Source organism: Streptomyces sp. R41, from assembly GCF_041053055.1.
In the GTDB taxonomy this organism is placed as follows: Bacteria; Actinomycetota; Actinomycetes; order Streptomycetales; family Streptomycetaceae; genus Streptomyces.
Genome location: NZ_CP163443.1, coordinates 9631490 through 9656867 on the forward strand (window position 1 = coordinate 9631490; position 25378 = coordinate 9656867).

Annotated in this window: 11 protein-coding genes and 2 pseudogenes; 7 read left to right on the top strand and 6 right to left on the bottom strand. The window is 67.3% G+C overall.

Annotated features, from left to right (window positions below; translation table 11 throughout):
• Nucleotides 1–53: 53 nt before the first annotated feature.
• Genes AB5J53_RS43745 through AB5J53_RS43760 form a run of 4 tightly spaced genes read left to right on the top strand, consistent with a single transcriptional unit; the run spans nt 54 to nt 17744 of the window.
• Complete coding sequence (locus tag AB5J53_RS43745; protein ID WP_369251137.1) at nt 54–3230, top strand: DEAD/DEAH box helicase; 3177 nt, start codon at nt 54–56, stop codon at nt 3228–3230.
• Nucleotides 3227–8728, top strand: coding sequence for a hypothetical protein (locus AB5J53_RS43750; protein WP_369251138.1), 5502 nt, complete (start codon nt 3227–3229; stop codon nt 8726–8728). Before AB5J53_RS43745 ends, AB5J53_RS43750 begins: the two co-directional genes overlap by 4 nt.
• Nucleotides 8725–15438 carry a DEAD/DEAH box helicase gene (locus AB5J53_RS43755; RefSeq protein ID WP_369251139.1) on the top strand — a complete coding sequence of 2238 codons (6714 nt, stop codon included), beginning with the start codon at nt 8725–8727 and terminating at the stop codon, nt 15436–15438. The genes AB5J53_RS43750 and AB5J53_RS43755 overlap by 4 nt, the downstream gene beginning before the upstream one ends.
• On the top strand, nt 15435–17744 hold the full coding sequence (locus AB5J53_RS43760; protein WP_369251140.1) for a UvrD-helicase domain-containing protein: 2310 nt from the start codon (nt 15435–15437) through the stop codon (nt 17742–17744). Before AB5J53_RS43755 ends, AB5J53_RS43760 begins: the two co-directional genes overlap by 4 nt.
• 121 nt (nt 17745–17865) lie before the next feature.
• Here AB5J53_RS43760 and AB5J53_RS43765 read toward each other — a convergent pair whose 3' ends face one another.
• Genes AB5J53_RS43765 through AB5J53_RS43785 form a run of 5 tightly spaced genes read right to left on the bottom strand, consistent with a single transcriptional unit; the run spans nt 17866 to nt 21596 of the window.
• Nucleotides 17866–18834 carry an S-4TM family putative pore-forming effector gene (locus tag AB5J53_RS43765; protein WP_369251141.1) on the bottom strand — a complete coding sequence of 323 codons (969 nt, stop codon included), beginning with the start codon at nt 18832–18834 and terminating at the stop codon, nt 17866–17868.
• Entirely contained in the window at nt 18831–19697 is an 867-nt protein-coding gene (locus AB5J53_RS43770; RefSeq protein WP_369251142.1) for a CBASS oligonucleotide cyclase, read from the bottom strand. The genes AB5J53_RS43765 and AB5J53_RS43770 overlap by 4 nt, the downstream gene beginning before the upstream one ends.
• Nucleotides 19698–19721: 24 nt before the next feature.
• A complete protein-coding gene (locus AB5J53_RS43775; protein ID WP_369251143.1) occupies nt 19722–20225 on the bottom strand; it encodes a hypothetical protein in 504 nt (167 codons plus the stop codon).
• Nucleotides 20225–20668 (bottom strand): hypothetical protein, encoded by a 444-nt coding sequence (locus tag AB5J53_RS43780; protein WP_369251144.1) that lies wholly within the window; start codon nt 20666–20668, stop codon nt 20225–20227. Before AB5J53_RS43780 ends, AB5J53_RS43775 begins: the two co-directional genes overlap by 1 nt.
• 19 nt (nt 20669–20687) lie before the next feature.
• Nucleotides 20688–21596, bottom strand: coding sequence for an AAA family ATPase (locus AB5J53_RS43785; RefSeq protein ID WP_369251145.1), 909 nt, complete (start codon nt 21594–21596; stop codon nt 20688–20690).
• A gap of 242 nt (nt 21597–21838) precedes the next feature.
• Between AB5J53_RS43785 and AB5J53_RS43790 the strand changes: the two genes are divergently transcribed.
• Nucleotides 21839–22954 (top strand): helix-turn-helix domain-containing protein, encoded by a 1116-nt coding sequence (locus tag AB5J53_RS43790; protein ID WP_369251146.1) that lies wholly within the window; start codon nt 21839–21841, stop codon nt 22952–22954.
• A gap of 392 nt (nt 22955–23346) precedes the next feature.
• Here AB5J53_RS43790 and AB5J53_RS43795 read toward each other — a convergent pair.
• A pseudogene (locus AB5J53_RS43795) lies at nt 23347–23694 on the bottom strand (transposase); the annotation flags it as partial.
• Nucleotides 23695–24877: 1183 nt separating this feature from the next.
• Between AB5J53_RS43795 and AB5J53_RS43800 the strand changes: the two are divergent.
• Both AB5J53_RS43800 and AB5J53_RS43805 read left to right on the top strand, forming a co-directional pair.
• Nucleotides 24878–25063 carry an AlpA family transcriptional regulator gene (locus AB5J53_RS43800; RefSeq protein ID WP_097287580.1) on the top strand — a complete coding sequence of 62 codons (186 nt, stop codon included), beginning with the start codon at nt 24878–24880 and terminating at the stop codon, nt 25061–25063.
• A 111-nt stretch (nt 25064–25174) separates the two neighbouring features.
• Nucleotides 25175–25375: pseudogene (locus tag AB5J53_RS43805) on the top strand (transposase); the annotation flags it as partial.
• Between the last annotated feature and the right edge of the window lie 3 nt (nt 25376–25378).

The window sequence follows — 25378 nt, forward strand, 5'->3', positions numbered from 1 at the left end:
TGCGCAGCAGCACACCGCACATCACGAGCACACAGTCCACAGAGGAGCACCACGTGACCACGGCGATGCAGCCCGAGGTTCCTGAGGCGCGCGACGCCGATGCGGCGCGGTCGGCATTTCCGGCCGGTACGAAGCCGACCTTCGCTCCCGGCGCCCAGGTGCGCATCCGCCACGAGCAGTGGCTCGTGAAGTCCGTCGACGAGTCCCGCGACGGACTGATGGTCGAGGTCAGCGGGGTGTCCTCGTTCGTCCGTGGCACGGACGCGGTGTTCTACTCCGGCCTTGACCAGATCGATGTACTCGATCCGCGCAAGACCCGGCTCATGCCCGACGACACCTCCAGGCACGCCAAGGCCCGCCTGTACCTGGAGGCGGTCATCCGCAAGACCGCGCTGCCGCAGACCGAGCACGGCATCGCGCTTGCCGACTCGTTCCTCATGGACCGGCAGGAGCACCAGCTGCGCCCCGCAGAGCTGGCGCTGTCCATGCGCAACCCGCAGCCCCGGCTGCTGATCGCCGACGTGGTCGGGCTAGGCAAGACGCTGGAGATCGGCATCACACTCTCGGAGCTGATCCGGCGCGGGCGCGGCGAGCGCATCCTCGTGGTCACGCCCGCCCATGTGCTGGAGCAGTTCCAGCGCGAGCTGTGGACCCGCTTCGCCCTGCCGCTGGTGCGCCTGGACTCCACCGGCATTCAGCGCATCCAGCAGGAGATCCCGGCGGGCCGGAACCCGTTCGCTCACTTCAAGCGCGTCATCGTGTCCGTCGACACCCTCAAGTCGGCGACGTACTCCCACCACCTGGAGAACATCACCTGGGATGCGGTGGTCATTGACGAGTCGCACAACCTCGTGAACAAGGGCACCCGCAACAACCGCCTCGCCCTCCGGCTCGCCGAGCAGACCGATGCGCTGATCCTGGCCTCCGCGACCCCGCACAACGGCAATGCCGAATCCTTCGCCGAGCTGATTAAGATGCTCGATCCGGCGGCGATCGCCGACGCCAAGAATTACAAGGTCGCCGACCTCGACCACCTCTACATCCGGCGTACCAAGACCGACCGCGAGGTGCGCGACGGTCTAAAGGGCAAGCCCTGGGCCGAACGAGGTCCCTCCCTTCCGGTGTCGGCTCCGGCGACACCGAAGGAGGTTGCCGTCCTGGAGAAGCTCGAAAAGGAGTGGACCCCGGGGGATCCGAGCCGTTCGTCGGTCTGCGCCGAGCCGATCATCGCCTACGGATTCCTGAAGGCGTTCCTCTCCTCCCACGTCGCGCTGCGGAAAACCCTCGCCAACCGCCGTGCCTACCTCGACAATCCGAAGAGTCGTACGGCGAAGGGCAAGGCCAAGACCGCGCCGGACACTCCCGAGCGCCGCGCCGCTCTCGCCGCGGAGAGCAAGGCTCTCGCGGAGCTGGAGGCGCTGGTCGCGGAGTTCACCGACCAGGACTCCGCCAAGCTCGACGCACTCGTCCGCACGCTGAAGGACGACCTCGGCATCGGCCCGCACTCAGAGCGCCGCGTCGTGATCTTCTCCGAGCGGGTCCACACCTTGGACTGGCTGGCCCGGGAGGTCCCGGCCCGCCTCGGCTTCAAGAAGAAAAACCTGGCCAAGCCCGACGCGACGCGTCCCTGGAAGGCGTACGACGGCGTCGTCGAGGTCATGCACGGCGACACCACCAACGACCAGCAACAGCGGGAGATCGTCGACCGCTTCGGCCGGCGCGAGGAGCCGGTGCGGTTGCTGTTCACCGGTGACATCGCCTCCGAGGGCGTCAACCTGCACCACCAGTGCCACGACCTCATCCACTACGACCTGCCCTGGTCCCTGATCCGCATCGAGCAGCGCAACGGACGTATCGACCGTTACGGGCAGGCGGTCAGCCCCGAGTTCCGTGCGCTCACCCTCACCGCCGACGTGCCCTGGCGGCGCGACGAGGAGAGCGGCGAGATGCTCACGCTCGACGACCGGCTCGTAGGCACCCGTCTGTTGCGCCGCGAGGCCCAGGCGCATGAGATCGAGACCGGTGAGGGCAGCGCCGAGGCCGTTACCGGTCTCTACAACGACAAGAAGGAAGAAGACCGCCTCACCTACGACCTCATCAAGGGCGGCACCGTCGAACGCTCCATCAAGCAGTCCCAGCAGGAGTCCGGCGGGGTCCTCGCGGGGCTGCTCGCCGGCGCCAACGCACGGCTCGCCGACCCGACGGCCACTCCGGCCACCCTCGGCACGGCCGCGGTGCCCGAGGCCGGCGTACCCCATGTGTTCGCCGATACCAAGGCGTACTTCCACACAGCGGTGGACCTTATCTACCCGCAGGCCGAGCGCGAGGCACTCGACTGGAAGCCCGAGACGGCGGGCGGCCGCATCGAGTTCACTCCGCCCGACGACCTTCAGTACCGCTTCAGGGAGCTGCCGAAGTCGTATCTGGAGCAGGAGAAGATCCTCACGACGCCCAAGTACGACGGCACGCTGCGTCTCACCTTCGACAAGCAGTACGCCGCCGACCGGCTGGAGGCCGCCCGCAACGCCAAGCAGGGCAAGACCGACGAGCCCACGTCCCAGTGGCCCAATGTCTCCTACGTCTCCGACATCCACCCCGTGCTCGACTGGGTGACGGACAAGGTCCTCGCCAAGCTCAAATACGACGAGGCGTTCGTCCTCGCCTACCAGCCAGACGCCGCCAAGGCCAAACGGATTGACGCCGCTCTGCCCGCGGCCCTGACCGGCCCGGTCTATCTGCTCCAGGGCGTCTACTCCAACGTGGCGGGCAAGCCAACGGTTGTGGAGTGGATGGCTGTCACCGGTCTCGCCGAGGCCGCTCCTCGCGTGTGGCGCATGGACTCGGCGTTCCTCGCCGCCTGCGGCGTGGGCCCCGACATGCCCGGCCGCGCCCAGCCCGTCGACCGCGACCTCCTCCAGGAACTCGTCCCCGCGGCCGTCGACGCCGCCGAGAGCCACCTGCGTGAACGCCGTGCCGACTACGACAAGCAGGTCGACTCCTACCTGGCCCCGTACGAGGACCGGGTACAGGTCTGGGAGCAGGGCGCCCTGATCGCCGTCGGCAACCAGGAGCGCCGCCGCAAGCAGGTGTCCGACACTGCCAAGCGCCGCCGCGACCTCGTACGCCGTCTGCGGACCGACGGGGACCCGATGCTGCGGGTCCTCGGCGTCCTCGAACCTCTCCACCCCACCACCGTCACCGTCGCACACGCCGAGGAGTCTGCGCGATGAGCTACACCTACGACTCCTTCGCAAACCGCGGCGAATACCTTTCTGCCCACTACTTCAGCGAGGAGCTGGAGAACACCCTCAAGAAGAGCAAGGCTGGCGACGAGGGCCTGTTCACCCTGTGGACCAGCCGCGAGACCGACCCTCACGACCCGCAGCCCACCCCGCGCGAAGTCCTCCCCCGGCTCCGCGGTGAGTACCTGTCCACCGTGCGCCCCTTCTTGGCCGCCCGCGCCCAGCAGGAAGAACTCGGCAGCACCTACGACGACCCCACGGGCGAGTGGGCCGAGCGCCTCACGACCTGGCACGCCGCCGTCCTCAAGGCCCTCGGTTACGACGGTGACCGGCCCGAGCCGATCACCGTGCACAACGCGGGCAAGGAGTACGAACTCCAGGTCGCCTGGCACGGAGACGGCATCCTCGCCGTCGACTGCGGCTGGACGGCCAAGCTTGACGACGCCCTCGACCCCGATGAGGCCGGACAGCTCCTCCACCCCCTCAAGACCGCCGACAGCCTCCTCGAAGTCGGCGAGAAGCTGGCGGGCTGGCTCTTCCAGAGCGAACTGCACGAGCCCGGCGGCGACACGCCCCGCTTCGTCCTGCTGCTCTGCGGCGGCGTACTCGTCCTCGCCGACCGCAACGCCTGGGCCGAAGGCCGCTATCTCGCTGCCAGCCTGGATGCGTCCCTCGCCCGCAACGACACGGCGAAGGCCGGCGAACTCGCCCTCCTCGCCGCCCTCTACTCCCATGACATGCTCGCGCCCCGCTCCGACGGCAAGGGTCGCCGAATCGACGACCTGCTGAAGGCGTCCCGTGACAACGCCGTCGGCGTCAACTCCGAGCTGCGCAAGGGGCTCCAGCACTCGGTCGAGATCATCGCGAACGAGGTGCTCGCCCGCCTGCGTGAGGCGGAGGTCGAGCCGCGGGAGATCGAGGACCTCAAGAAGGGCCCGTTCGCCAAGCAGCTCACCCGCGAATCACTGCGCTACCTCTACCGCATCCTCTTCCTCCTCTACGCGGAGGCTCGCCCCGAGTTGGGCATCCTGCCCGCCGACGACTCGACGTACCAGACCGGGTACTCGATCGCCCGGCTGCGCGAACTGGTGGCGCGCGAGCGAAAGCTGGTCGACGAGGACAGCCGTATCGGTTTCCACCTCTACGCCTCCCTCGACGTCCTCTTCAACAAGGTCAACTACGGCCACCGCCCGCACGGCACCGAAACAAACGACGACAAGCCCGCCGAGGAACGCAGCGAACTACGCGGCCTGCGCTTCGAGCCGCTCCGCAGCGAACTGTTCGACCCCAAGGCGATCACCCTCATCGGCCGCCGCATCCTCCACCCCCACTGGGATGAGGACGGCGACGAGCAGCCGCGATGGCTGGACCTGCGGCTGCGTAACGCGGCGTTGCACCAGGTGCTGCGCCTGCTGACCATGAAGGAGGCTGGTCAGAAGGGTAGACAGGGCGGCTTCATCTCCTACCGCAACCTCGGCATCAACCAGCTCGGCGCCGTCTACGAGGGCCTGATGTCCTACACCGGCATCATCGCCAAGGACGAGCTGGCCGAGGTCGCCAAGCCCGGTGCGAAGAAGGGCGACAAGCAGTACGGCGATCCCGAAAAGGGGTCCTGGCTCATCCCCGCCGACCGGCTGACCAAGTACAGGGAGAACACGTACGTTGTGTACTCCGCCCAGGACGCTGAGCAGTACGGCCTGCGTGGCCCCAAGAAGTACGCCGAGGGTAGGTTCGTGTACCGCTTGGCCGGCCGTGACCGCGAGACGTCTGCCTCGTACTACACCCCCGAGTCCCTCACGAAGGTCACCGTCGAGCTGGCGCTCAAGCACCGCCTCGACCAGGAGAAGGATGCCGACGGCAATACGGTCCAGACCCGCGCGAGCGAGCTTCTGCGCTACACGATCTGCGAACCGGCCCTGGGCTCCGGCGCGTTCCTCAACGAGGCGATCAACCAGGTCGCCAAGGAGTATCTGAAGCGCCGCCAGGATGAGCTGGGTGTCAGCCTGGACACGTCGAAGACTCTGGATGCCGAGCAGAAGGTGAAGGCGTACATCGCCCTTCACAACGCGTACGGGATCGACCTGAACTCGACGGGTGTGGAGCTGGCGGAGGTGTCGCTGTGGCTCAACACCATGCACCCGGGCATGCGCGCGCCGTGGTTCGGCCTGCATCTGCGGCGAGGCAACTCCCTTATCGGAGCCCGGCGTTGGGTGTACGAGGCCGAGCGCATCAAGAAAGAGCGGACGATCGGTGCGCACACGCCGACCAAGCTGCCGTTCCGAGCGGCTGGGGATGGCTCGGAACAGTTGCTGCCGGATGGGGCTGTGCATCAGTTCCTTCTGCCGACGCCTGGGTGGGGTGCGGTCGCGGGGGCGAGCGGGGATGCGAAGAAGTTGGTGGAGCAGCTCGCCGGGCCGCAGTTGGAGCAGTTGAAGGCGTGGAAGAACAGCATCAAGGCGAAGCCCAAGACAACGGGCGGCAAGGGTAGCCAGCTCGCTCGGTTGCAGGCGGCGGCTCTTCGCGTCGAGTTCCTGTGGAAGCTGGTCGCCAAGCGCATGGAGCTGAGCGAGCGAGAGATCGCCCGCACCATCGATATGTGGGGGACGGATCGCGAGGAGGACGCGGAGGAGTACGCCTTCCTTCGCCGCGACAAGCGGAACCCTGACCAGAGCCTGCCACTGACTAAGGAGCAGGTCTTCAAGGACCTTTTCGCGGCGGAGGGCTCCCCGTACTGGCGGCTCAAGCAGGTCATGGACGCGTGGTGCGCGCTGTGGTTCTGGCCGCTGGAGAGGGTGGGGCTGCTAGATGGGGCGGACGCGGAGTACGCGACGGCTCCGGTGGTGACGGCGCAGGCCGGGGCCGACCTGGACGCGTTGTTGTCGTCGGTGGCCGGGCCGGTGGTGGAGGTCGCGGAGCGCGCGCCCGAGCCCACGCCTGTGCCTCAATTCCTTGAGCCCGGCCTGCTGTTCATCATGGACGGCGACCAGATTTCCCTGGGTGAGGCTGAGAGCGACGACGAGGCCGGGAAGAAGAAGACGGCCAAGAGGACACGTGGTTCCTCTGCTCCCAAGAAGCCCAGTGGACCGGCGCGCCGCCGCGATGTCATTCCGCTGGCGGACATGGACGACTGGATCGCCTTCCTGGAGTCCATGCTCGGCACGGGATCGGTGCCGGAGGAGACCTTTGCCACGACGGTCGACTCCCTGGAGGAGCTGAAGAAGCTCGAAGACCTGGTCCAGGCCGAGATGGGTATGGACGACGCCCGTAAGGCGGTTGAGACGCGGTATCCGTGGATGCGGGTCGTCCGTGATATCGCGGAGGGCCAGGGTTTCCTTCACTGGGAGTTGGACTTCGCTGGTGTCTTCACCGGCGAAGCGGGGGGCTTCGACCTTCAGGTGGGTAACCCGCCATGGGTGCGACCGGAGTGGAAAGAGGATCCGGTCCTGGCGGAGTACGAGCCTTGGTTCATGCTCACGGAGAAGCCAAAGGCGGAGGACAAGAACCGGCGGCGGGGTGTCGAACTCGCACGCGAGGAGGTGCAGGAGTACCTGCTCGGCGAGGTGACGAACACGGTGACGATGGCGAGCTACCTCTCGGCGGCCCCTGTATATCCGCTGATCTCGGGAAGTCAGCCAGATCTGTACCGAGCGTTCATGTGTGAGGTGTGGGCCCACGCGGGGCGCGGCGGAGCAGCCGGGATGGTGCACCCTGACACCCATTTCGCGGGGGACAAGGAGGCCGCGCTGCGGGCAGCGGCGTACCGGCGGCTGCGCGTGCATGGTGACTTCGTCAATGCGGGCAATCGCTTCTTCCCGCCGCCGGTGGGGCGGTCGAGCCACTTCGGTGTGCACATCTACGGGGCCGAAGGCGAAATCTCCTTCGATTCGTTGTCGTGGCTCTTCACTGTCGACACGCTTCGGTTGTCCGCCTCCGCCGAGAACACGGGCGCCGACCCCGGAGTCAAGTACGACGGCGACTGGGACGAACGCCCCCACCCGAAGCGTGTCGTCCACGTAACCCCGGACACCCTCAAGCGGTGGCGTCGGCTGGCGGGTGATGAAGGGCCCTTGGAGCACACGCGTCTGGTCACGCCGGTGAGTACGGCGGAGGACCCGGCGATCGACGCGCTGGGTACCTATGCCTTGCGCCTCGGCGCGCTGCATCCGGATATCTCACCTGGGTACCACGAAAGCGGCGCCAAGAAGGCGCACTTCGGTCCGAAGAAGGACCAGCGGCTCATCGACTACAACACCGGTATCGACGGCCAGGACGACTACCACGCGAAGACGTGGAGCGACGTCATCCTCAAGGGACCGCAGATCGGCGTTGCCAACCCGATGTTCAAGCAGCCCAGCCAGGGCGGCGGTGAGGTACGCGGCCTTGACCCGAAGGGGCTCGCGAACGACGCGGTGCCGGAGTCGGAGTACCGGTGCGTGGCTCCCCAGGACGTGTTCCTGGGCGAGCAGGACAAGTGGCCCGACTGGGAGGAGTACGAGGCGCTGCTCGCATCGCAGGAGGAGCGAGCACAGGCTCGGCTCCGGATCGCGGAGAAGCGCGAGGTGGAGCTGGAGGAGGTAGAGGACGAGCAGGTCGAGAAGTTCCTGCTTGCCAAGGCGAGTTATCCGTACAGCGAGGACTATCGGATTGCGTGGCGCCAGATGATCGCGCCGGACACTGAGCGTGCCTTGTATTCAGCGTTGTTGCCCCGTGAAGTCACGCACGTGGACAACGTGCAGAGCATGCGCGTAGGCAGCGAGAAGCGCACAGTCCTCGTTAGTGGCATGTGGGCGGGGCTTCCCCTGGACTATCTGCTGCGCATCACCGGGCTTGGGCACTTGCGGATCGGTGCCGCAAGCGCCCTTCCGGCCCCTCAGGAAGACCACCCCCTAGCCCCCGCCCTTCTCCTCCGCACCCTCCGCCTCAACGCCCTCACCACCGCCTACGCCGACCTCTGGTCAGAGCTCTACGACCCCAAGTGGCCCGGCTACGAACCCTGGGCGATCAACTGGCCCAACCTCAAGACCGAGCTGCACAACGTCACCCCCACCTGGCAGCGCGACACCCCCCTCCGTACCGAGTACGCCCGCCGCGCCGCCCTCGTCGAGATCGACGCCCTCGTCGCCGTGTGGCTCGGCATCGACGCGAACACGCTCATCGCCATGTACCGGGCCCGTTTCCCGATCATGCAGGACTTCGACCGGGTGACCTGGTTCGACGCCGAGGAGCGGAAGATCGCCGGAGACCGGTACACCTACGGCTTCGACCAGACCAAGGACCACTGGACCCAATTCGAGAAATACCGCGAGGCCTACGACAAGGACCCGCACACCGACACCCCCGTCCCCGACGGCTACACCGCCCCCTTCTACAAGGCCAACCGCGAACGGGAAATGCGCAAAGCCCACGCCTACTTCAAGCAGCGCCTCGACGAAGCCGTAGCCAAGGGTCTGTGGGACCCGCAGAAGATGGAGGTCCCGACCCCGTGAGGCCGACCCTCGAAGCACAGGGACTCAAGGAGAGCCTGCTCCAGTACCTGTCCACGACGTACGGCCTGGCAGACGAGGGTGCCCGTAAGGCCCTGAACTCCTTCCTCGGGGACGAGACGACGGGTATGTTCCGCGGCCCGTACCTCCGCCTGCGTACCCCCTTCACTCCGGCCGACGACGGCTGGCAGCAGCACCTGGACTGGGTCCGTACCGACGGCTGGACGCCGTACGCCCACCAGGCCCGCGCCTTCGCCCGGCTCACCTCCAAGGACGGCCACACACCTCAGCCCACGCTCGTCACGACAGGCACTGGTTCCGGCAAGACCGAGTCGTTCCTCTACCCCGTACTCGATCACTGCGCCCGCGAGCGCGCGGCCGGGAACAACGGGGTCAAGGCGGTCTTCCTGTACCCGATGAACGCCCTGGCCACCGACCAGGCGGCCCGTATCAACGATCTGCTCACCGATTACGACGAGTTGAGCGGTGTTCGCGCTGGCCTGTACATCGGGGAGAAGGCGGCGACGCACTACGACCGGGTCTACACTCGCCGCCAGGACATGCAGCTGTCCCCGCCGGACATCCTGATCACCAACTACAAGATGCTCGACCTGCTGCTCCAGCGCGCGGCCGACGCCCCGCTGTGGGACGACAGCGACATCCGCTACGTGGTCGTTGACGAGTTCCACACGTACGACGGTGCGCAGGGCACCGACGTCGCCATGCTGCTGCGCCGCCTCGCTATCGCCGTCGATGCCAACCGGCCCGGCATGCCGCTCGGCTTGATCACCCCTGTCGCCACCTCCGCGACCCTCGCCTCCGGCACCGATGAGGACGGGGTACAGCAACTCCTCTCCGTGGCCACCAACGTCTTCGGCGCGGAGTTCACCGAGGATGCGATCGTCGGCGAGGACCGGCTGACGGTCGACGAGTTCATCCTGGGCGAGGACGAGTCGATCCCGGACGCGAGATTCCTTCCCGGCCAGGCCACTCCCCCCGAGACCCTGACCGCTCTGCCAGACCCGGCGTCCGGCCCCGAAGAGCTCGCGGACCTCGCCGAGGCTGTCACCGGAAGCCGTGTCACCGACCCGGTCGCCCTCGGTGCCGCGCTCAAGCGCAACCGGCTCACGTATGCGGTCCTGAACGCCTTCGACGGCACGGTGCACACCTACGACGAGGTGCTCGACGTGATGCGCCGCAGTGGTGCGAAGAGCTGGGACGAGGCGATCACGACGCGGCCGCAGATCGCCGCGCTGGCACTCGCCCGCTTCGTGGCCCTGCTGTCCGAGGCTCGCGACCCGGAGGCGCCGGCCGCGATCAGCCGCCCCTTCGTCCAGATCGAGGTGCACCAGTGGGCGCGGTCCGTCACCCGCATGCTGCGTGGCGTACTGCCGTGGCCGAGGGCCGAGTTCGCGTGGGACATGGCCGGGGCGCAGAGCCAGTCGCGTACGACGCCGGACACCACCACCTCCCGCGACACCAAGGTCTTCCTGCCCGCGGTGTACTGCCGCGAGTGCGGGCGTTCCGGTTGGTCGGTCCTCGCCCCCGAGTCGGACTTCGAGGAGCTGAACTTCGAGGCCCACAAGATCCGTCGGGCCACCGTCACCGCGGAGAAGGCCAAGGTGCGCACCCTGGTGGCGGCCACCGACAACGAGGCCCGCGAGGGCAACGGCCGTACCGCCATGGATCCGGCGGCGCAGAAGTCTCTGACGACCGGCGGTGCGGGCGTGCTCATGGTGCTCGACGGTCTGTCCCAGCGCCTGCGTCTGCCCGATCCCCAGGGCGACTACGACGACGAGGGCAACCCGGCGCCCGCCGGTCCCGACTCCGCCTTCGTCCTCGTCCAGCTCGGCGACACCGCGGAACGGGCCGCCAAGGACGACTGGTGCCCGGCCTGCGGTACGCACAACGCGATCCGCTTCGTCGGTACGGGTGCCGCCGCGCTGGCCGCCGCGTCCGTCACCCAGCTGTTCACCGGAGGGGAGATGGACAAGGAGCAGCGTGAGACGAAGACGCTGATGTTCAACGACTCGGTGCAGGACGCCGCGCACCGGGCCGGGTTCGTCGCCTCCCGCTCGTACACCTTCTCTCTGCGGGCTGTGTTCACCAAGCACCTGAGCGAGCAGCGGCCCAGCGCGCTCAACGACCTCGTAGCCGACGTCGTCGCGGCCACGACCGACCGTGAGACGCTCGCCGCCGTTGTCCCGCCGGACCTGCACGACGACACGGGTGTGGCGCGCCTGCTGTCCGGCCAAGGACGCGGCGGGGACAAGAAGACCTGGGACCTGATCGGTGAACGGTTCGCGTTCGAGGCCGTGATGGAGTTCGGGCACCGCTCCCGCAACGGCCGTACCCTCGAACTGACCCGTACCTCAGCCGCTTGGGTGGACATCCCCGACGAGCAGGGGGCCGTGGCGCTCGTACGCGCCGCTCATGAGGAGGCCGCCCACCGTGGGCTGACGCTCACCGAGCACGATGACGCCCGCTATCTGGCGTTCCTGCGCGGCCTGTTGGAACGGCTGCGCACGCGGGGAGCGGTCGGGCACCGGTGGCTGGAGAAGTTCCTCGACGAGGCGGGCACCAGCCGCTACTTCATCTGGGGCGGCCGCCCGCGCGGTATGAAGGCCTTCCCCAAGGGGGTCTCCGCACCGAGCTTCCTGCTCGCGCGGCCCAAGCCGAGCAGCGAGTTCGACTTCGCCGCCGGACGTCTGTCTTGGTACCAGACCTGGGCCCAGCGCTGCCTCGACATGACCCGTGAGCAGGCCGACGAGTTCTGGGTGCGGCTGCTGCCCGGGCTCACCGACGCCGGGCTGCTCGCAGCACGTACCCCGAGCGACACGGCCGCCCGCCTGTACGGCCTCCAACCAGGGGCCATCCGGCTGCAGTTGCTGACCGACGCCCAGGTCAACGAGTCGTATGTGCGCTGTCCGAAGTGTTTCTGGGAGCAGACCGTCCACCCTTCGCTGCTGGCCCAGTACCACGGGCAGCCCTGCCAGGCGTACCGCTGTACGACCGGGCGGCTGGTCGCTGGCGACCGGTGGCTGGAGACCGTGGACCGGCACGACCGGGACCGCGACTACCGCGACGACTACTACCGCAGCCTTTACCGGCGAGCGGGTACCTATCAGGTCATCACCGCCGAGCACACCGGTCTGCTCTCCCGCGGTAAGCGCGAACGCGTCGAGGACGCCTTCCGCAACGGTCAAGGATTCAACGACCCCAACGTGCTGTCCTGCACGCCCACCCTGGAGATGGGCATCGACATCGGCGACCTGCCCGCCGTCGTCCTTGGCGCCCTGCCACGCCGCCCGGCCAACTATGCCCAGCAGGCGGGCCGGGCCGGACGCCGTACGGGAAACGCCTTCCTGCTGACCATCCCCGACCGCAAGCGCCGCGACCTGTACTTCCTCGACCGGCCACGGGACATGATCGACGGACGGATCGTGCCGCCGGGCTCGTATCTGTCGGCCATCGAAATCCTGCGCCGCCAGTACACCGCCCACCTCCTCGATCTCGCGGCGCGCGGACGGCTGCTGCGCGAGGACGGCAGGCCGCTGGCCGCGCTGTCACGCCGGGTCGACGAACTCTTCGGCCCCTCCGGCTACCTCGCCGACTTCACCGACGCCGCCCTCGCCCACGGCGAGGAACTCGTCGCGGGCTTCCTCGCGCTCTTTCCGACCGGCGTGAGCGACACCGCCAAGGAGGAGTTGGAGAAGTACGCGGTTCGCGGTATCCGCAGCGCGATCGAGAAGGCCGAGCGGGAGTGGGAGCGCGAGAACCAGAAGCTGCGCACCCGTATCCGTACGATCCGTTCCGCGATCGACGAGCTCAAGGACGGCGACGACGAACAGGCGGACACGAAGGCGGAGTTGGAGGCCGAACTCGGCGCCCTCTCCAAGCAGGGCGCCACGCGCCAGCGCCAGCCCGCCCAGACCGTGCTGTGCGATCTCGGCCTGTTGCCCAACTACGCCCTCATCGACGCCACGACCACCCTCGACGCCACCGTCTTCTGGCCCGAGGGCACCACACCCGAAGGCCGGCCCCGCTACAAGTCGAAGTCGTTCTCCTACGGGCGACCGCGCGGCTTCGCCCTGTCCGAACTCGCCCCCGGCAACACCTTCTACGCCGAGGGCTACAAGCACCGGATCACCGGCATCGACATCGTCACCGGCCGAGACCAGGACTGGCGCCATTGGCGCTTCTGCCCCTCGTGCGGCTATGTCCGCACCGAGAACGCCGAGAACGACATCACACCCTGCCCGCGCTGCGGGGAGACGGGCATCGCCGACTCCGGCAGCCTGTGGCAGATCGTCCAGCCCAGTGTCGTGACGGCCCGCGACAAGCGGGAGGACGCCAGGATCGGCGACGAGAGCGACGACCGCGACCGCCGCTTCTACACCGTCGTCGACATGGTCGACATCCACCCCGACCACTTCGCCAAGGGCAAGTCCTGGCGGCACACCAAAGAGATCTTCGGCGTCGACTACACCCGCCGTGCCGTCATCCGTCGTATCAACACCGGACCGCTCAGCATCGGCGCCCAGGAGAACGACCAGCTCGCCGGAAAGCCGGTGCGCATCGCCCCCTTCCACGTGTGCACCGCCTGCGGAGCAGCGAGCGCAGACGGACGGCCGGTCTTCGACGACGACCGGGACGCCGTCGACAACTCCGCCAACCGTCAGCGCGAACTCAAGCACCACACCCCCTGGTGCCCACTGCGGCGCGGCAAGAAGGGCGTATCCCAGGAACCGGTCCTGCTCGCCCACGAGCTGGAGACCGAGGCGCTGCGCATCCTGTTGCCGGCCGCGACCGTCCTCGTCGAGGAGAAGGTCCACTCCTTCCAGGCGGCCCTGCGCCTGGGCGTGGACGGCGCCTTCGGCGGCGACCCGCAGCACCTCGCCACCACCCTCGCCACCATGCCGGACCGTGACACCGCGGAGACACGACACTTCCTGGTCCTGTACGACCGCCTCCCGCACGGCACCGGCTACCTCGACCGGCTCACCGACCCCGCGGCCTTCCGTCAGGTGCTGGAGGGCGCGCGCCGGCTGCTCGTGGAGTGCCCCTGCAACGAGGAGGGCGGACCGGCCTGTCACCGCTGTCTGTACCTCTACGCCGACGAGCAGTACATCGAGCGCGTGTCCCGCCAGGCCGCCTTGGAGATCCTCGACGAACTCCTGGGCACCGACACCGACGCCTGGGACACCAAGAAGGTCGGCAACACCGATCAGATCGGTCTCGACGGACAGGTCGAGTCCGATCTGGAGGCACGCTTCCTCAAGGCACTGCGCGGGTGGGCCGGACAGCGCGGCGACGCCGTGCTGGAGGAGAGCGGCGACAACAGCGCCTATCTGCGTCTCGACGAAGTCGGCACCGTGCACGGCTGGCGTCTGACCGCCCAGCGCAACGAGGGTTACACGCGTACCGACTTCACCTTCGAACGCGTCGAAGGCCCCAAGCAGAAGATCACCGTTTACCTCGACGGTCACCGCTTCCACGCCTCCCGCCGGCACAACCGGCTTGCCGGCGATGCCGACAAGCGCAGCCGGCTCCGGGCCGAGGGACGTGCCGTCTTCCAGCTCACCTGGGACGACCTCGACGCCTTCGAGCGGCAGACGAACACGGCCGAGTCCGGCGCGGGGCGGGAGGCGGCCGAGCCGGTGTGGCCGCCGTACCCGCGCAGTGCCCAGGACCTCGCCAAGCGGCTCTTCGCCGACCGTGGCGGCGACGACCTCGCGGCCACTGCCTTCACCGACCCGATGACCATGCTCCTCGCCTACCTGCGCAGCCCGGACGACGCGGCCTGGGGCCGGCGGGCATCAGCCATGGTCGGCGGGCTCCTCGGGACCGGCCAGGAGATCCTCGTCGGCAACGGCACCCCCGACCAGACGCGCCAGACGCTCAGCGGGCTCCTTGACGCCTGGGGCCGCACCGACGGCATCGACCCGGCGCCCGTCCAGGGCACCGGCACGCTCAACCTGTTCCAGACCTGCGACCAGTCCGGTCTCCCCGTCGCCTTCCTCGTCGACGGGGCCACCGGCCACTGGTCCGCCCTGGCCTGCCTCGACGACACCGCGCTCGACCAGCTCGGCACACCCGAACACAAGGCGCGCTGGCGCGCCTGGCTCCAGTGGTCCAACATCCTGCAGTTCCTCGCCCACGATGGCGGCGATGGTATTCAACTCACCACAGCCACCGCGGCGCGCTTCGACATCTCGGTCCTCAAGGCCTTCGGCGGCCTTGGTGAACTCGAATCCCTCGTCGTGCGGTACGGCACCGGCACACCCGCGCCGCAGCCCGTACCCGCAGAGGACTCCAACGAGACTCCTCTCGAAGCAGCGGTGCGGGATCTGCTGTGGGACCAGGAGATCCTCGAATACCTTGATGAGGACGAACCCGACGCCCCCCTCACCCGCCTCGCCCACGTCTTGGCCGACGGCGGCAAGAAGGCCCCTGCTTACGGCTACGAGCTCGGCGAACGCGGTTGGCTCGCCGACTTCGTCTGGGACCACGGCACCCCGCAGATCGCCGTCATGGCCGAGCCGTACGACCAGGAGGACGAGGAAAGCGACAAGACCTGGAGCGCTTATCGCGACGCCGGGTTCACCATCCGCTCGGCCGACGACTGGCTCGCCGATCTCGATGCTCTGTTGAGCGTGCTCCCCGACGCGACCGCCCGTCCCGACTCCGAAGAACAGAGTGCCGCACGATGACCGCACGCCTGAGCCTCTACCAGAAGGCCGAGAACGAGCTCTACAAGATGGACTCGTCGGTTAAGACGAAGTTCTACGACTTCTGCCACCAGTTCCGCCTCGACCCCGATCACCCCAGCCTCGACCTCAAGCCCCTCAAGGGCGACGGCCGGATCTTCCGCGCCAAGATCGACCGCTCGTACCGGGCGCTCCTTGCCCGGGCGGGTGTCGGCGCCGACGGTGTCCAGCAGTGGCTGATCGTCGCCGTCCGCCACCGCAAGGACGTCTACGAAGAACTCACCGTCGCCATCAACCGGATCACCGGCGAGATCGAGTTCGTCGACCTCGGCGTCGTCGGCCAGAGCGTCCTCCAGCGCGCGGGACTCCAACTCACGCCAGCCCAGGACGAGCACACCGCACCGGCCGAGCCCACGCCCGCCCTCGTCGTGACGCCACAACCGGCTGCCCCCGCCGAACCGCTCCTCGTCGGCTGCACCCCCGAGGACCTGCGCCGGCTTGGTGTCGCCGACGCTCTCATCGGCCCGGCCCTCGCCGTCACGACAGACGAGGAACTCGACCAACTCATCGCCGGCGCCCCGCGCCTGACCGCCGAGGTCCTAACGGGCCTTGGCTCCGGCATGTCCGTCGCCGAGGTCGAGCGTGAGATCACCCAGCCTGCCTCCACCGAGCTCGAACCGGGCTTCGAGAACGACATGGCGGCGGCCCTCACCCGTACCGCGGTCACCACGGTCGACGACGACATCCGCAACGTGCTGGCCGAGGGCGACTTCCGAGCCTGGAAGGTCTACCTCCACCCCACCCAGCGCAAGATCGTCGAACGGAACTACAGCGGCCCCGGCCGGGTCAGCGGCGGCCCCGGCACTGGCAAGACCATCGTCGCCCTGCACCGGGTCGCCCGCCTCGCCGCGGCTCTGCCGCCCGGCCACGGCAAGCCGATCCTGCTGACCACGTACACCAAGAACCTCACCGCCGACCTGCGCTCCCGGCTCACGTCGCTCATGGACCCGGCGCTGCTCGGCCGTATCGACATCAAGCACATTGACCAGCTCGCCCAGAGCGTCCTCAACGAGAACACCGCGCCCGGCGCGCAGCGCAGCCTGATCACCGACGACCGGGCCCTAGACGTACTGCGCGAAGTCCTCTTCGAACACGACGAGCAGCGCTGGGACGCCGAATTCCTCTTCGACGAATGGGAACAGATCATCCTCGGCCAGTCCCTCGCCACCCGCCAGGACTACTTCAAGGCCCGTCGCGCCGGCATGGGCCGTGCCCTCAACCGCCCCGAACGCGCCGCCATTTGGAAGCTGCTCGACCAGTTCAACCTGCGCCTCAACGGCCTGGGCCGCGAGACCTGGGCCCAGGCCGCCGAACGCGCGGCCCGCTACGAGATGGAGCGCGCCCGCAAGATCCAGATCCGGGCCGAGCGCAAGGAGGACATCGGCGGCGGCGACCTGGCCCACCTCGACGACAACAGCTCCGGGATGCGTTACCTCCGTCATCGCTACCAGCACATCGTTGTCGACGAGGCCCAGGACCTCAGCCCCGCCCACTGGAAGATGCTGCGCGCCATGGTCGCGCCCGGCGCGGGCGACCTGTTCATCGCCAGTGACACCCACCAGCGGATCTACGACCGGCAGGTCACCCTTTCCACCGTCGGCGTCAACATCCGTGGCCGCTCCTCGAAGCTGACTCTCAGCTACCGCACCACTCAGGAGATCCTCGACCAGGCCGCCAAGGTCGTCCGCGGGGCCACCTATGACGACCTCGACGACGGCACCGACACCCTTGAGGGCTACCACTCCCTGCTGCACGGCCCAGCCCCCGAGTACGTCGCCTGCGCCGACTGGACCGACGAGATCGCCCAGCTCGCCGAGGCCCTCAAGCAGTGGCGCGCGGACATCACCCAGCCTGCCGAGGACGGCACCGTACGCGATCCGAGCGGCACCATGGCCGTCTGCGTCGCCGACGGCGAGATGGCCGGCCGCGTCGCCGCCGACCTGGAGATGAAGCACGGCATCACCACAGCGACCCTCACCAAGGACGGTCCGCAGGGCGGCGGCGAGGTCCACATCGGCACGATGCACCGCTTCAAGGGGCTTGAATACCAGAAGCTCGCGGTCGTCGGCGCGAGCGACGGCATCCTCCCGCGCACCGTCCTGATCGATAAGTACGCAACGACCGACCCCAACCGCTACGAACGCGAACTCAAGAAGAGCCGCAACCAGCTCTTCGTCGCGACCACCCGAGCCCGGGACGCGTTGCGCATTTCCTGGCACGGCAAACCTAGCCCGTTTCTGCCCTTGTAGGCCGGGGCGACTCTGAGCCGCTGCGGCCACCACCACGGGGCAGCGCCCCCCAGCAGCAAGATTGTTCGACAGCAAAGCCCGTAGTTCGCTGGGCGGGCTCGGGAGCATCCCGCCCAGCGAACTATGTGGGTGGGGGCGCGTTTTGGGCGAGGCGGACGCGGTGGCCATCTGCGGTGTCGCCGAAGTCGCGTTCGTCGTCGTTGCGGAAGCGTTTGTAGAACCACTCGGGTACTCGGGTGGTGTCCAGGCGGGTACGGAGTACGCCGTCCTGCACGTCCCGTGCGACGCTCCGTAGGTGGTGCCATTCGTCGTCGGGGACGGGGCCGGGGCGTCCGTTGTGTAGCTCGGTGTTGACGACCTTGGTGAGTCGGTCGCGTTCGTCGGCCACCTTGCGTTGGCCGGACCAGATCTCGTAGGAGATCTGGTAGGCCGCCAGGGACGGGACGAAGAAGCTGAGGAGGGTGTCGAGCAGCGTGGCGTCCGCGACCGCGAGACCGACGACGAGGCCGATGGTGGTCCACAGGATCACGGTGGCGGCGATGAGGTGGCTGTAGCGGCGGCGGAGGCGGGCGTCCCAGGCGAGGTTCTGTTCCTGGGCGATGAACACGTCGTAGGGGTGGTGGACGTCGTTGGTGGGGTCATACCAGCCGTCGGTGATGCGCTTGTCCTTCGCGCCGCCTCGGGGGAGCTTGCGCGCGAGACGGCGGACATCGGGTTCGGGGATGGGGTCGCCTGCAACGGTTGCGCGCCACGGCAAGTGGAACAGGGCGATGTCGAACATCTCCTGGAGCAGGGCGCCCTGGCGGGCGGTGTTCCCGGCGAGGCCCTTGAGTAGGAACGCGGAGACGACGAACCAGAAGAACCCGATGATCGAGACGGCTGTCCGGCCGTGGCCGATCAGAGTGATCAGGACACCGGCGACGGCGAGCGCGACGGCGGTGGTGACGCGTACGGCTTCGAGGAGCTGGCCGCGTTGGTGGCTTGCCGCCGCGGCGCGCTGGAGGAGCAGCATGTCGTCGTCGAGCTGCCGCTCGTGGATGGCCCGAGGCGGTATCCCGCGGACGCCGCCGGGGTCGGTGGAGAGGTTCATGGCTTGGTCATCCGGTTCCCGAACAGCTTCTTCCACTCGTCGTAGGCGGCGCGTTCCTGGCCCTCGTCCTCCAGGTCGACCGCCCGTTCTGCGATGGCGCGGGCCTGGTTGAGTGCATTGGCCGCGGCGAGTTTCTGGGTCGCGTTCATGACGGCGTTGACGTCACCGCCCAGGCCGGCGGGGTCGGGCCACTCGTCGCCGATGCGTTCGGCGGCGGTGGCCAGGAACAGCACAATCTCGTCCTGGTAGCGCCCAATCGGCGGTTTCACCAGCGACTGGGCCATGACCTCCAGCAGGAAGGAGGGCGACACGGGCTCGCCGAGTTCGCGGTTGATGCCCTTGACCATCTTGACGAAGGGTACGTACTTGCCGTCGCAGTCGGCGTTCTTCGCGATGCTCAGCTCGTGGTGACGCTTGGGGTTGGTCGCGATCCAGCCGCCTGCCGAGGGGTCGGGGATGAAGTAGCCGCCGTCGGCTCGCTTGAAGGCGGGGACGACATCGATCGACATGACCTCGTCGTCGGGGCCGTAGGGGATGACAACGGCCATACCGTCACGGGCGGCGGAGCTCCACTTCTGACGGAGCAGCGTCTCCAATGCGTTGATCACTTGGATGGGAGCTTGATCGCGGAAGCCTGCCTGGGAGCCGTTGGCGTCCAGGACCACGAAGATATCGATGTCCTTGAGCTTCTTCGTCTTGGTGTCGCGCCGGTAGCTGCCGGTGAGGAAGTCGTCAACGAGGTCCCAGTGCGACCGGACGAAGTCGCGGATGGCCTCGTGCCGTGCCTTCGCCAGGTCCTGCTCGGTCTGGGTGATCTCCAGGTTGTGCTTGAGGTTGGTGAAGGCGTCGTCGACGTATCCCATAGTGGTGTCTTCCTGCTCGTGGTCTCAGGTGTGGTAGTACCGCATGCCGGTCGAGGCGTGCGGGGCAGAGCCGAGGGTGCCGAAGGTGATGCCGCGCAGGCCGTCAGTGCTCACCCGCTGGCCGGGCCCCCAACCCGGTTGCGGGGTGCGGGGTCCGTTGAAGGTGCAGAACAGCCGGTGAGTGGTGCCCGTGGGCACTTGGTCGAACTTGGCTCGGAACCGGGCGGCCCGGGCACGGGAGGCGGTGAACTCGGCGTTGCCGTCGCCGGAGGTGGTGTAGGACACCGGGAACTCGATCACCGGCGCCACGGCGCCCGAGGGCTGGTGGCACTCAAGGACGACCGTGTCGAGTGAGCCCTCCTCGATCCACGCCTTGATCGCGTTCTCGTTCTGCACCCAGTCGCGATGCAGCCGGTCCATGTTGATCCCCAGGTCGGCGAGGATGTCGGTGATGGTGCCGAGGATGACGTCGGTCAGGTGCGTGGCGGTGTGGGTCCGGGTGTAGCTGTAGGTATAGGTGGAGGTCATCACTGGGTCACCGCCCGTCGCAGAGCCTCACGGTCGATCAGCGGACCGGAGTTGGCAGCTTTCGTCTCCGGAGCGGGCGGGACAGCATCGGACAACCGGGCGTGACCGTCGGCTGCTGCCTTCACCTGCTCCTGGAGCGGGGCCGGGGACGGCAGATGGATCGTGAAATCGTCGGCGCCCGCCGCGCCTGGGACGGGGTTGAGGTTCTCCTCCAACGTCAGCGCCTCTGTGCCGGACACCGTCGTGATCTCGCAGTGCACCTTGCCGGCAACCAAGGTGATCGGGTGCTGCTGCAGGTGCCCTGCCGCGATCAGCATCCGCCCGACCGACTCGGCGGCCGACATCGCCTGCACCGCCTCGTCGCGGGACAGCGCGGAGGACTGCTCCACGGTGTCCGCCACGAGGTCCGCGATCACCGTCCAGGTTCCGCTGGCGCTGCGCATAGGAGAGGCCGCCACCTGCCTAGTACGCCGCACGGGACACCTCCGACTGGCCCGTCTCCCCGACGGCGTTGCGCACTGCGGCGGCCAGGTCGTCTTCGGTGAGGCGGCCGGGGTCCAGCACCGTGTCCAGCCGCTGCGCCAGGGCTTCGAAGACCACCTTGCGCGTACGGCGGCCGTCCAGCCCGTGAGCCGCTTCGGCGATGCGGTCCATCGCCGAGGAGCGGGCCAGCTCGCCCAAGGCGGGGTACTTGTCGGCCAGCGTCAGCAGCGTGGAGGCCAAGATCTTCCGCAGCGCCTCCGGCTCGGGAAGCGGGACGAGGATTGCGGCGTCGGAGCGGGAGAGGAACGCCTCGTCCAGTGCGGTGGTGAAGTTGCTGGTCGCGACGAAGAACAGGTGCGGGTGCTCGGCGGCGTTGAGATCCAAGGCAGTGAGAACCGCGTCGGTGGCACGGTGGACATCGGCCGGGTTGGCTGCCAGCGACGCCGCCGAGCGGGCGACCGCCATCGACTCGACCTCGTCGAGGATCACCACGGTCGGCACGCCATCCGATGCGAGACCCGGCACGTACTCGCCGAGCAGCTCGCTGACCCGCTGCTGCGACTGCCCGTGCTCGGCGCTCATTAGCCCGTGCGGGTTGATCTCGATCCGCCGGACCGCACCTCCGGCGACATAGCGGGCGACCTGCGCCGGCAGACCCCGTGCCAGGGTGGTCTTGCCGGTGCCGGGAGGGCCGTAGAGCGTGCACAAGCCGTGCAACGCCGTCACCGCAAACGGCAGGTCAGGCCGCACAAGCAGCGACAGCACAGTCTGGTTGCGCAATCGCTCCTTGATCTCCTCCGGCACCACGATGGCGTCCCACAACGCGACCTCCGCCGAGTCGGCGGTGATCACCTCGTCCGACAGCACGCACTCCTGAACTCTCAGCACCTCAGCTCCGTCCCCCCACACGTGGCGGGTCACCTCAGATCTGAACATCATATTCCGCGTTTTGGGTACAGTACACGACGTGGAGGAGATGCAACTCGACACACTTCACTCGGGCGTGTTCCGCTGGAGCTGAGCGATTTGACCGACCGGTAACCAAGGTGTGCCTAAGATGCGAGCGGAGCATTCAAGATCGAGAATCGTCCGCTGATCAGTGGACGTTGACTGGCCCGGAGACGAGCGACGTGAACGACCCGCAACTGGACCCCGGCGACATCGCAGCCCTGTTCGATCGCGCCCGACTGCGAATGGCGCGCGAACTCCGTGGGCTCACCCAGGTGCAACTGGCCCGGGAAGTGGGCTCCGTCACCGCAGCCTCGATCAGTCAGTTCGAGAACGGACACACCAAGCCCGCCACATCGACGCTTCGCCGGCTTGCGGTCGCCTTGCGGGTACCGCCGTCGTTCTTCGCCGCTCCAGCCCGCCCCCCTGCCCAGGATCAGGTCAACGGGTTCTTCCGCAGTCTTCGATCCACCTCCCCCCGAGATCGCCAACAAGCGCTCGCCTACGTGCACCTCGCGAGGGAACTCGCGCTTGAGCTCGAAAAACACGTCGCGTTGCCCGACCTCAATCTGCCGCGCGTCCCAGTTGGCGAAGGACAGCCTCTTCAGTCCGCCGATATCGAACAAGCGGCAGCCCAGGTCCGTGACCACTGGAATGTCCCACGCGGTTCAGTTCAAGATGTTGTGCGACTGCTGGAAATGAACGGAATTATTGTCGTCCGCTTCCGTGTCAGCATCGAAAAAGTTGATGCATTTTGCGTCGACTTCCCCGATAGGCCCGTTGTCGCTCTCGGGGCCGACAAAGGGCTGCGCGACCGCTCCCGCTTCGATGCGGCCCACGAACTAGGCCACCTGGTCTTGCATGGCGTCACTGGAAAAATTGGCGACAAGGTCACTGAGAGCCAAGCCCATGAGTTCGCCGCCGCGTTCCTCATGCCAGCCGACGACATCAAATCCGAACTTCCGGAACGGCTCGACTGGCCCGTATTTCTCCGCTTGAAGGCAAAATGGCACGTCTCTCTAGCCGCCCTCCTGGTCAGGGCAAAAACGCTCGGCGTCATGAGTGAACACACCTACGCGCAGGGATGGAAAGCCTTGTCAGTCCGAGGATGGAGGAAAGTAGAGCCAGGCCCCCTGGGAAATCCAGAGGCTCCGGTACTCCTGCAACGCGCACTAGAACTCATGGAGACAACCGGCATCTCCTTCGCCGATTTCATCTATCGTTCCGGACTTCCGGAGGCCGACGTTCGAACCCTGCTCAGCCGGGATATCAGCGAACGCCCCCGCGTGGAATTCTGACCCACCTCACCCGTCACTCGGTACCCGAAGCTATAGAGGCCGAAGTGGTGGCCTTCCCAGCGCCGACGTAGTTCGACGAGCCCGACTTGGTCCGTGATTACGACCTCGGTGCTTGCTTCATCGGATACGCGCGCGGCTGGGACCCGTCCGGCGTCGACCGCGCCTGCCCCGCACCCCGCGAGCGCGGTCCAGGGCCAGTTCCATGGCCCTGCCGGACACCCGTATCGGGCCCACCGCAGCCGCTCCAGCTCTGACACCCGCTTCTTCTCGGGCACTTCGAGCAGTCGGACCATCTCGGTGTGCAGGTCGTACGGCGCCGCCTCGTAAAGCGTGGCCTGCAGCCGGTCGTTCTCCTCCTAGCGGACCGCGGCCACCATCTGTCAGGTCCCCCTTTTCAGCGCCCGCATGTTCACCGAGTCGATCGCGCAGCGGGACCAGTCCAACTCGCCGCGGGAGCCGAGCTCGTCCAGGACCAGGCGGTGGAGCTTGGCCCACACTCTGGCCTTCGTCCAGTCGGAGAAGCGCCGATGGGCCGTCGCACCCGACGGCCCGAACGACGCTGCGGGCAACTGCTGCCACGTGCAGCCCGACGTGGCCACGAACACGATCGCCGCCAGCACCTCCCGGTCACCATGCCGACGTCGGCCACCGCCCTGAGGTCGCGAAGGCGCCTCCGGCACCACCCGCTGGAACAGGTCCCACAACTCATCCGGCACCAGCCGCTCAACAATCCCCACCACCGCAGACTATCGAAGACACTAAATGAGATGACGTCTCAAGAGGACCGAGGCTGCCGCGTGCGAGGGGCAGCCCAAGGGTGCGTCATATCACCGAGGGCATCCCACGTGTGCCGTCACCACGGAGCGATGCGCCGCGCCACCGAGCATGACAGCGTGATTTCACCTCCGTTGTCATCCGCACGCGGGCGATGCATTGCCGTTCGGGATACAAAGCATCAGTGACCGCGAAGCACACCGATAGGCCCCGGGCGCTGACCCGGGAGAAGCTGCTCGCGCGGTCGGCGGCCAAGAGGCATTCGTCGTTGGGTCGGTGGCACGAAACCCCAGGCCAGACGCCAATCCGCGAAAGATTTCCCAGGGACTTGTCAGGGACTTCCACCTCTGTCCGAGGGACTTTTCAGGGATTTTCCGCCGCGTAAGCGGGGAAGGCCCTGACAGCTCCGAACGATGCAAAGGAGCAGGTCAGGGCCCATTTCCTCAGAACTCGATGATGTTCACCGCAGCCCGTCCCGCGCCGTCTCCTTGTACTTGACGCTCGTGTCGGCCCTATTTGGTCATGGTCGTGAGCTTCGAATTTGGCGTTGCACGCTCGACTTGCGTCACGGTGGGAGTTCTTCAGGGACTCTATGGCGACAGGATCTACGCGGCATCCGACGGCACGTGACATGTCTGTGGGGTGGCGGGGGCGCTGGTTCGGGGTGAGGAAGCTGACTGGGGGCGTTATGGCTCCGAGTCAGATGTTGGCAAGATGGCCTATCGCTCCGGATTCCGAACGGTCGGTGGGCGCGATGCCAGGTATCGTCCTGCACGCCCGGCGGGGTGGCCTGAGGCACCTTTCCAAGCGGAATCGTCGACGACGATGCTCTACGCTGCTCGGCGGTCGCTGCCATCACCTCATCGCTCGTGACGGCTTTCCCCTTCCCTCTGGAGTCACCTGATTACCTCACGTCAACCGGGTTCGTTGGTGAACAGAGTTTTGACATCCGTGGGTGCATTCGACCGCTTCGTTGGACTCTGTACGCGTGAACGCCCAGGTATCGAGTTCGCCTAGTTCGGCTGCAACGTTGGCTGCCCTGTTATCAGTTGAAGTCGGCCCGTGCAAAACGGGTGCCGTCACCACACTGATCACTGCCCGAGTGTCCGTGCTCGGTCGCGTAATTGTGCGACTGTTGGAGGATGGCGTATGCCCACGCAATTCATGGACGTCAAGGAGACCGCGGAGTACCTGAACATGTCGGTGGCCTGGGTGTACAGGGAGGCTCCCAGCCTGGGGCTGGTCCCGTACAAGTTTGGGCGCGGCCGCAACGCGAAGATTCAGTTCAAGATCTCCGACGTTCAAGCGTGGCTGAAGCAACAGAAGTTGGGCTAGTGCAAGCTCGAGTAAGAGCTCGTAACACGATCTTGTTGAACGGCTCTGTTCGGCCGTGTCCGGTGTGACCAATCGACCGTTCGGGATGGTGTGACTACCCGGCCGTGGACGGTGGACGATGCCCTGTGGGCGCTGATCGCGCCGCTGCTGCCGCCCTGGTCCGAGAAGGCTCCTGGCCCGCGGCCGGTGCCGGGCCGGCTGTGTCTGCAGGGCATCTTGTACGTGCTGCGCAACGACATCGCCTGGCAACTCCTCCCGCTGGAGCTGGAGCTGGAGCTGGAGCTGGGGTTCGGGCAGACCTGCTGGCGGCGGCTG

Bases quoted from the DNA above. Each gene is read 5' to 3' on its own strand.
- AB5J53_RS43760 (WP_369251140.1), top strand. From the start codon at position 15,435: ATGACCGCACGCCTGAGCCTCTACCAGAAGGCCGAGAACGAGCTCTAC.
- AB5J53_RS43800 (WP_097287580.1), top strand. From the start codon at position 24,878: ATGCCCACGCAATTCATGGACGTCAAGGAGACCGCGGAGTACCTGAAC.
- AB5J53_RS43765 (WP_369251141.1), bottom strand. From the start codon at position 18,834: ATGAACCTCTCCACCGACCCCGGCGGCGTCCGCGGGATACCGCCTCGG.
- AB5J53_RS43770 (WP_369251142.1), bottom strand. From the start codon at position 19,697: ATGGGATACGTCGACGACGCCTTCACCAACCTCAAGCACAACCTGGAG.
- AB5J53_RS43780 (WP_369251144.1), bottom strand. From the start codon at position 20,668: ATGCGCAGCGCCAGCGGAACCTGGACGGTGATCGCGGACCTCGTGGCG.
- AB5J53_RS43750 (WP_369251138.1), top strand. From the start codon at position 3,227: ATGAGCTACACCTACGACTCCTTCGCAAACCGCGGCGAATACCTTTCT.
- AB5J53_RS43775 (WP_369251143.1), bottom strand. From the start codon at position 20,225: ATGACCTCCACCTATACCTACAGCTACACCCGGACCCACACCGCCACG.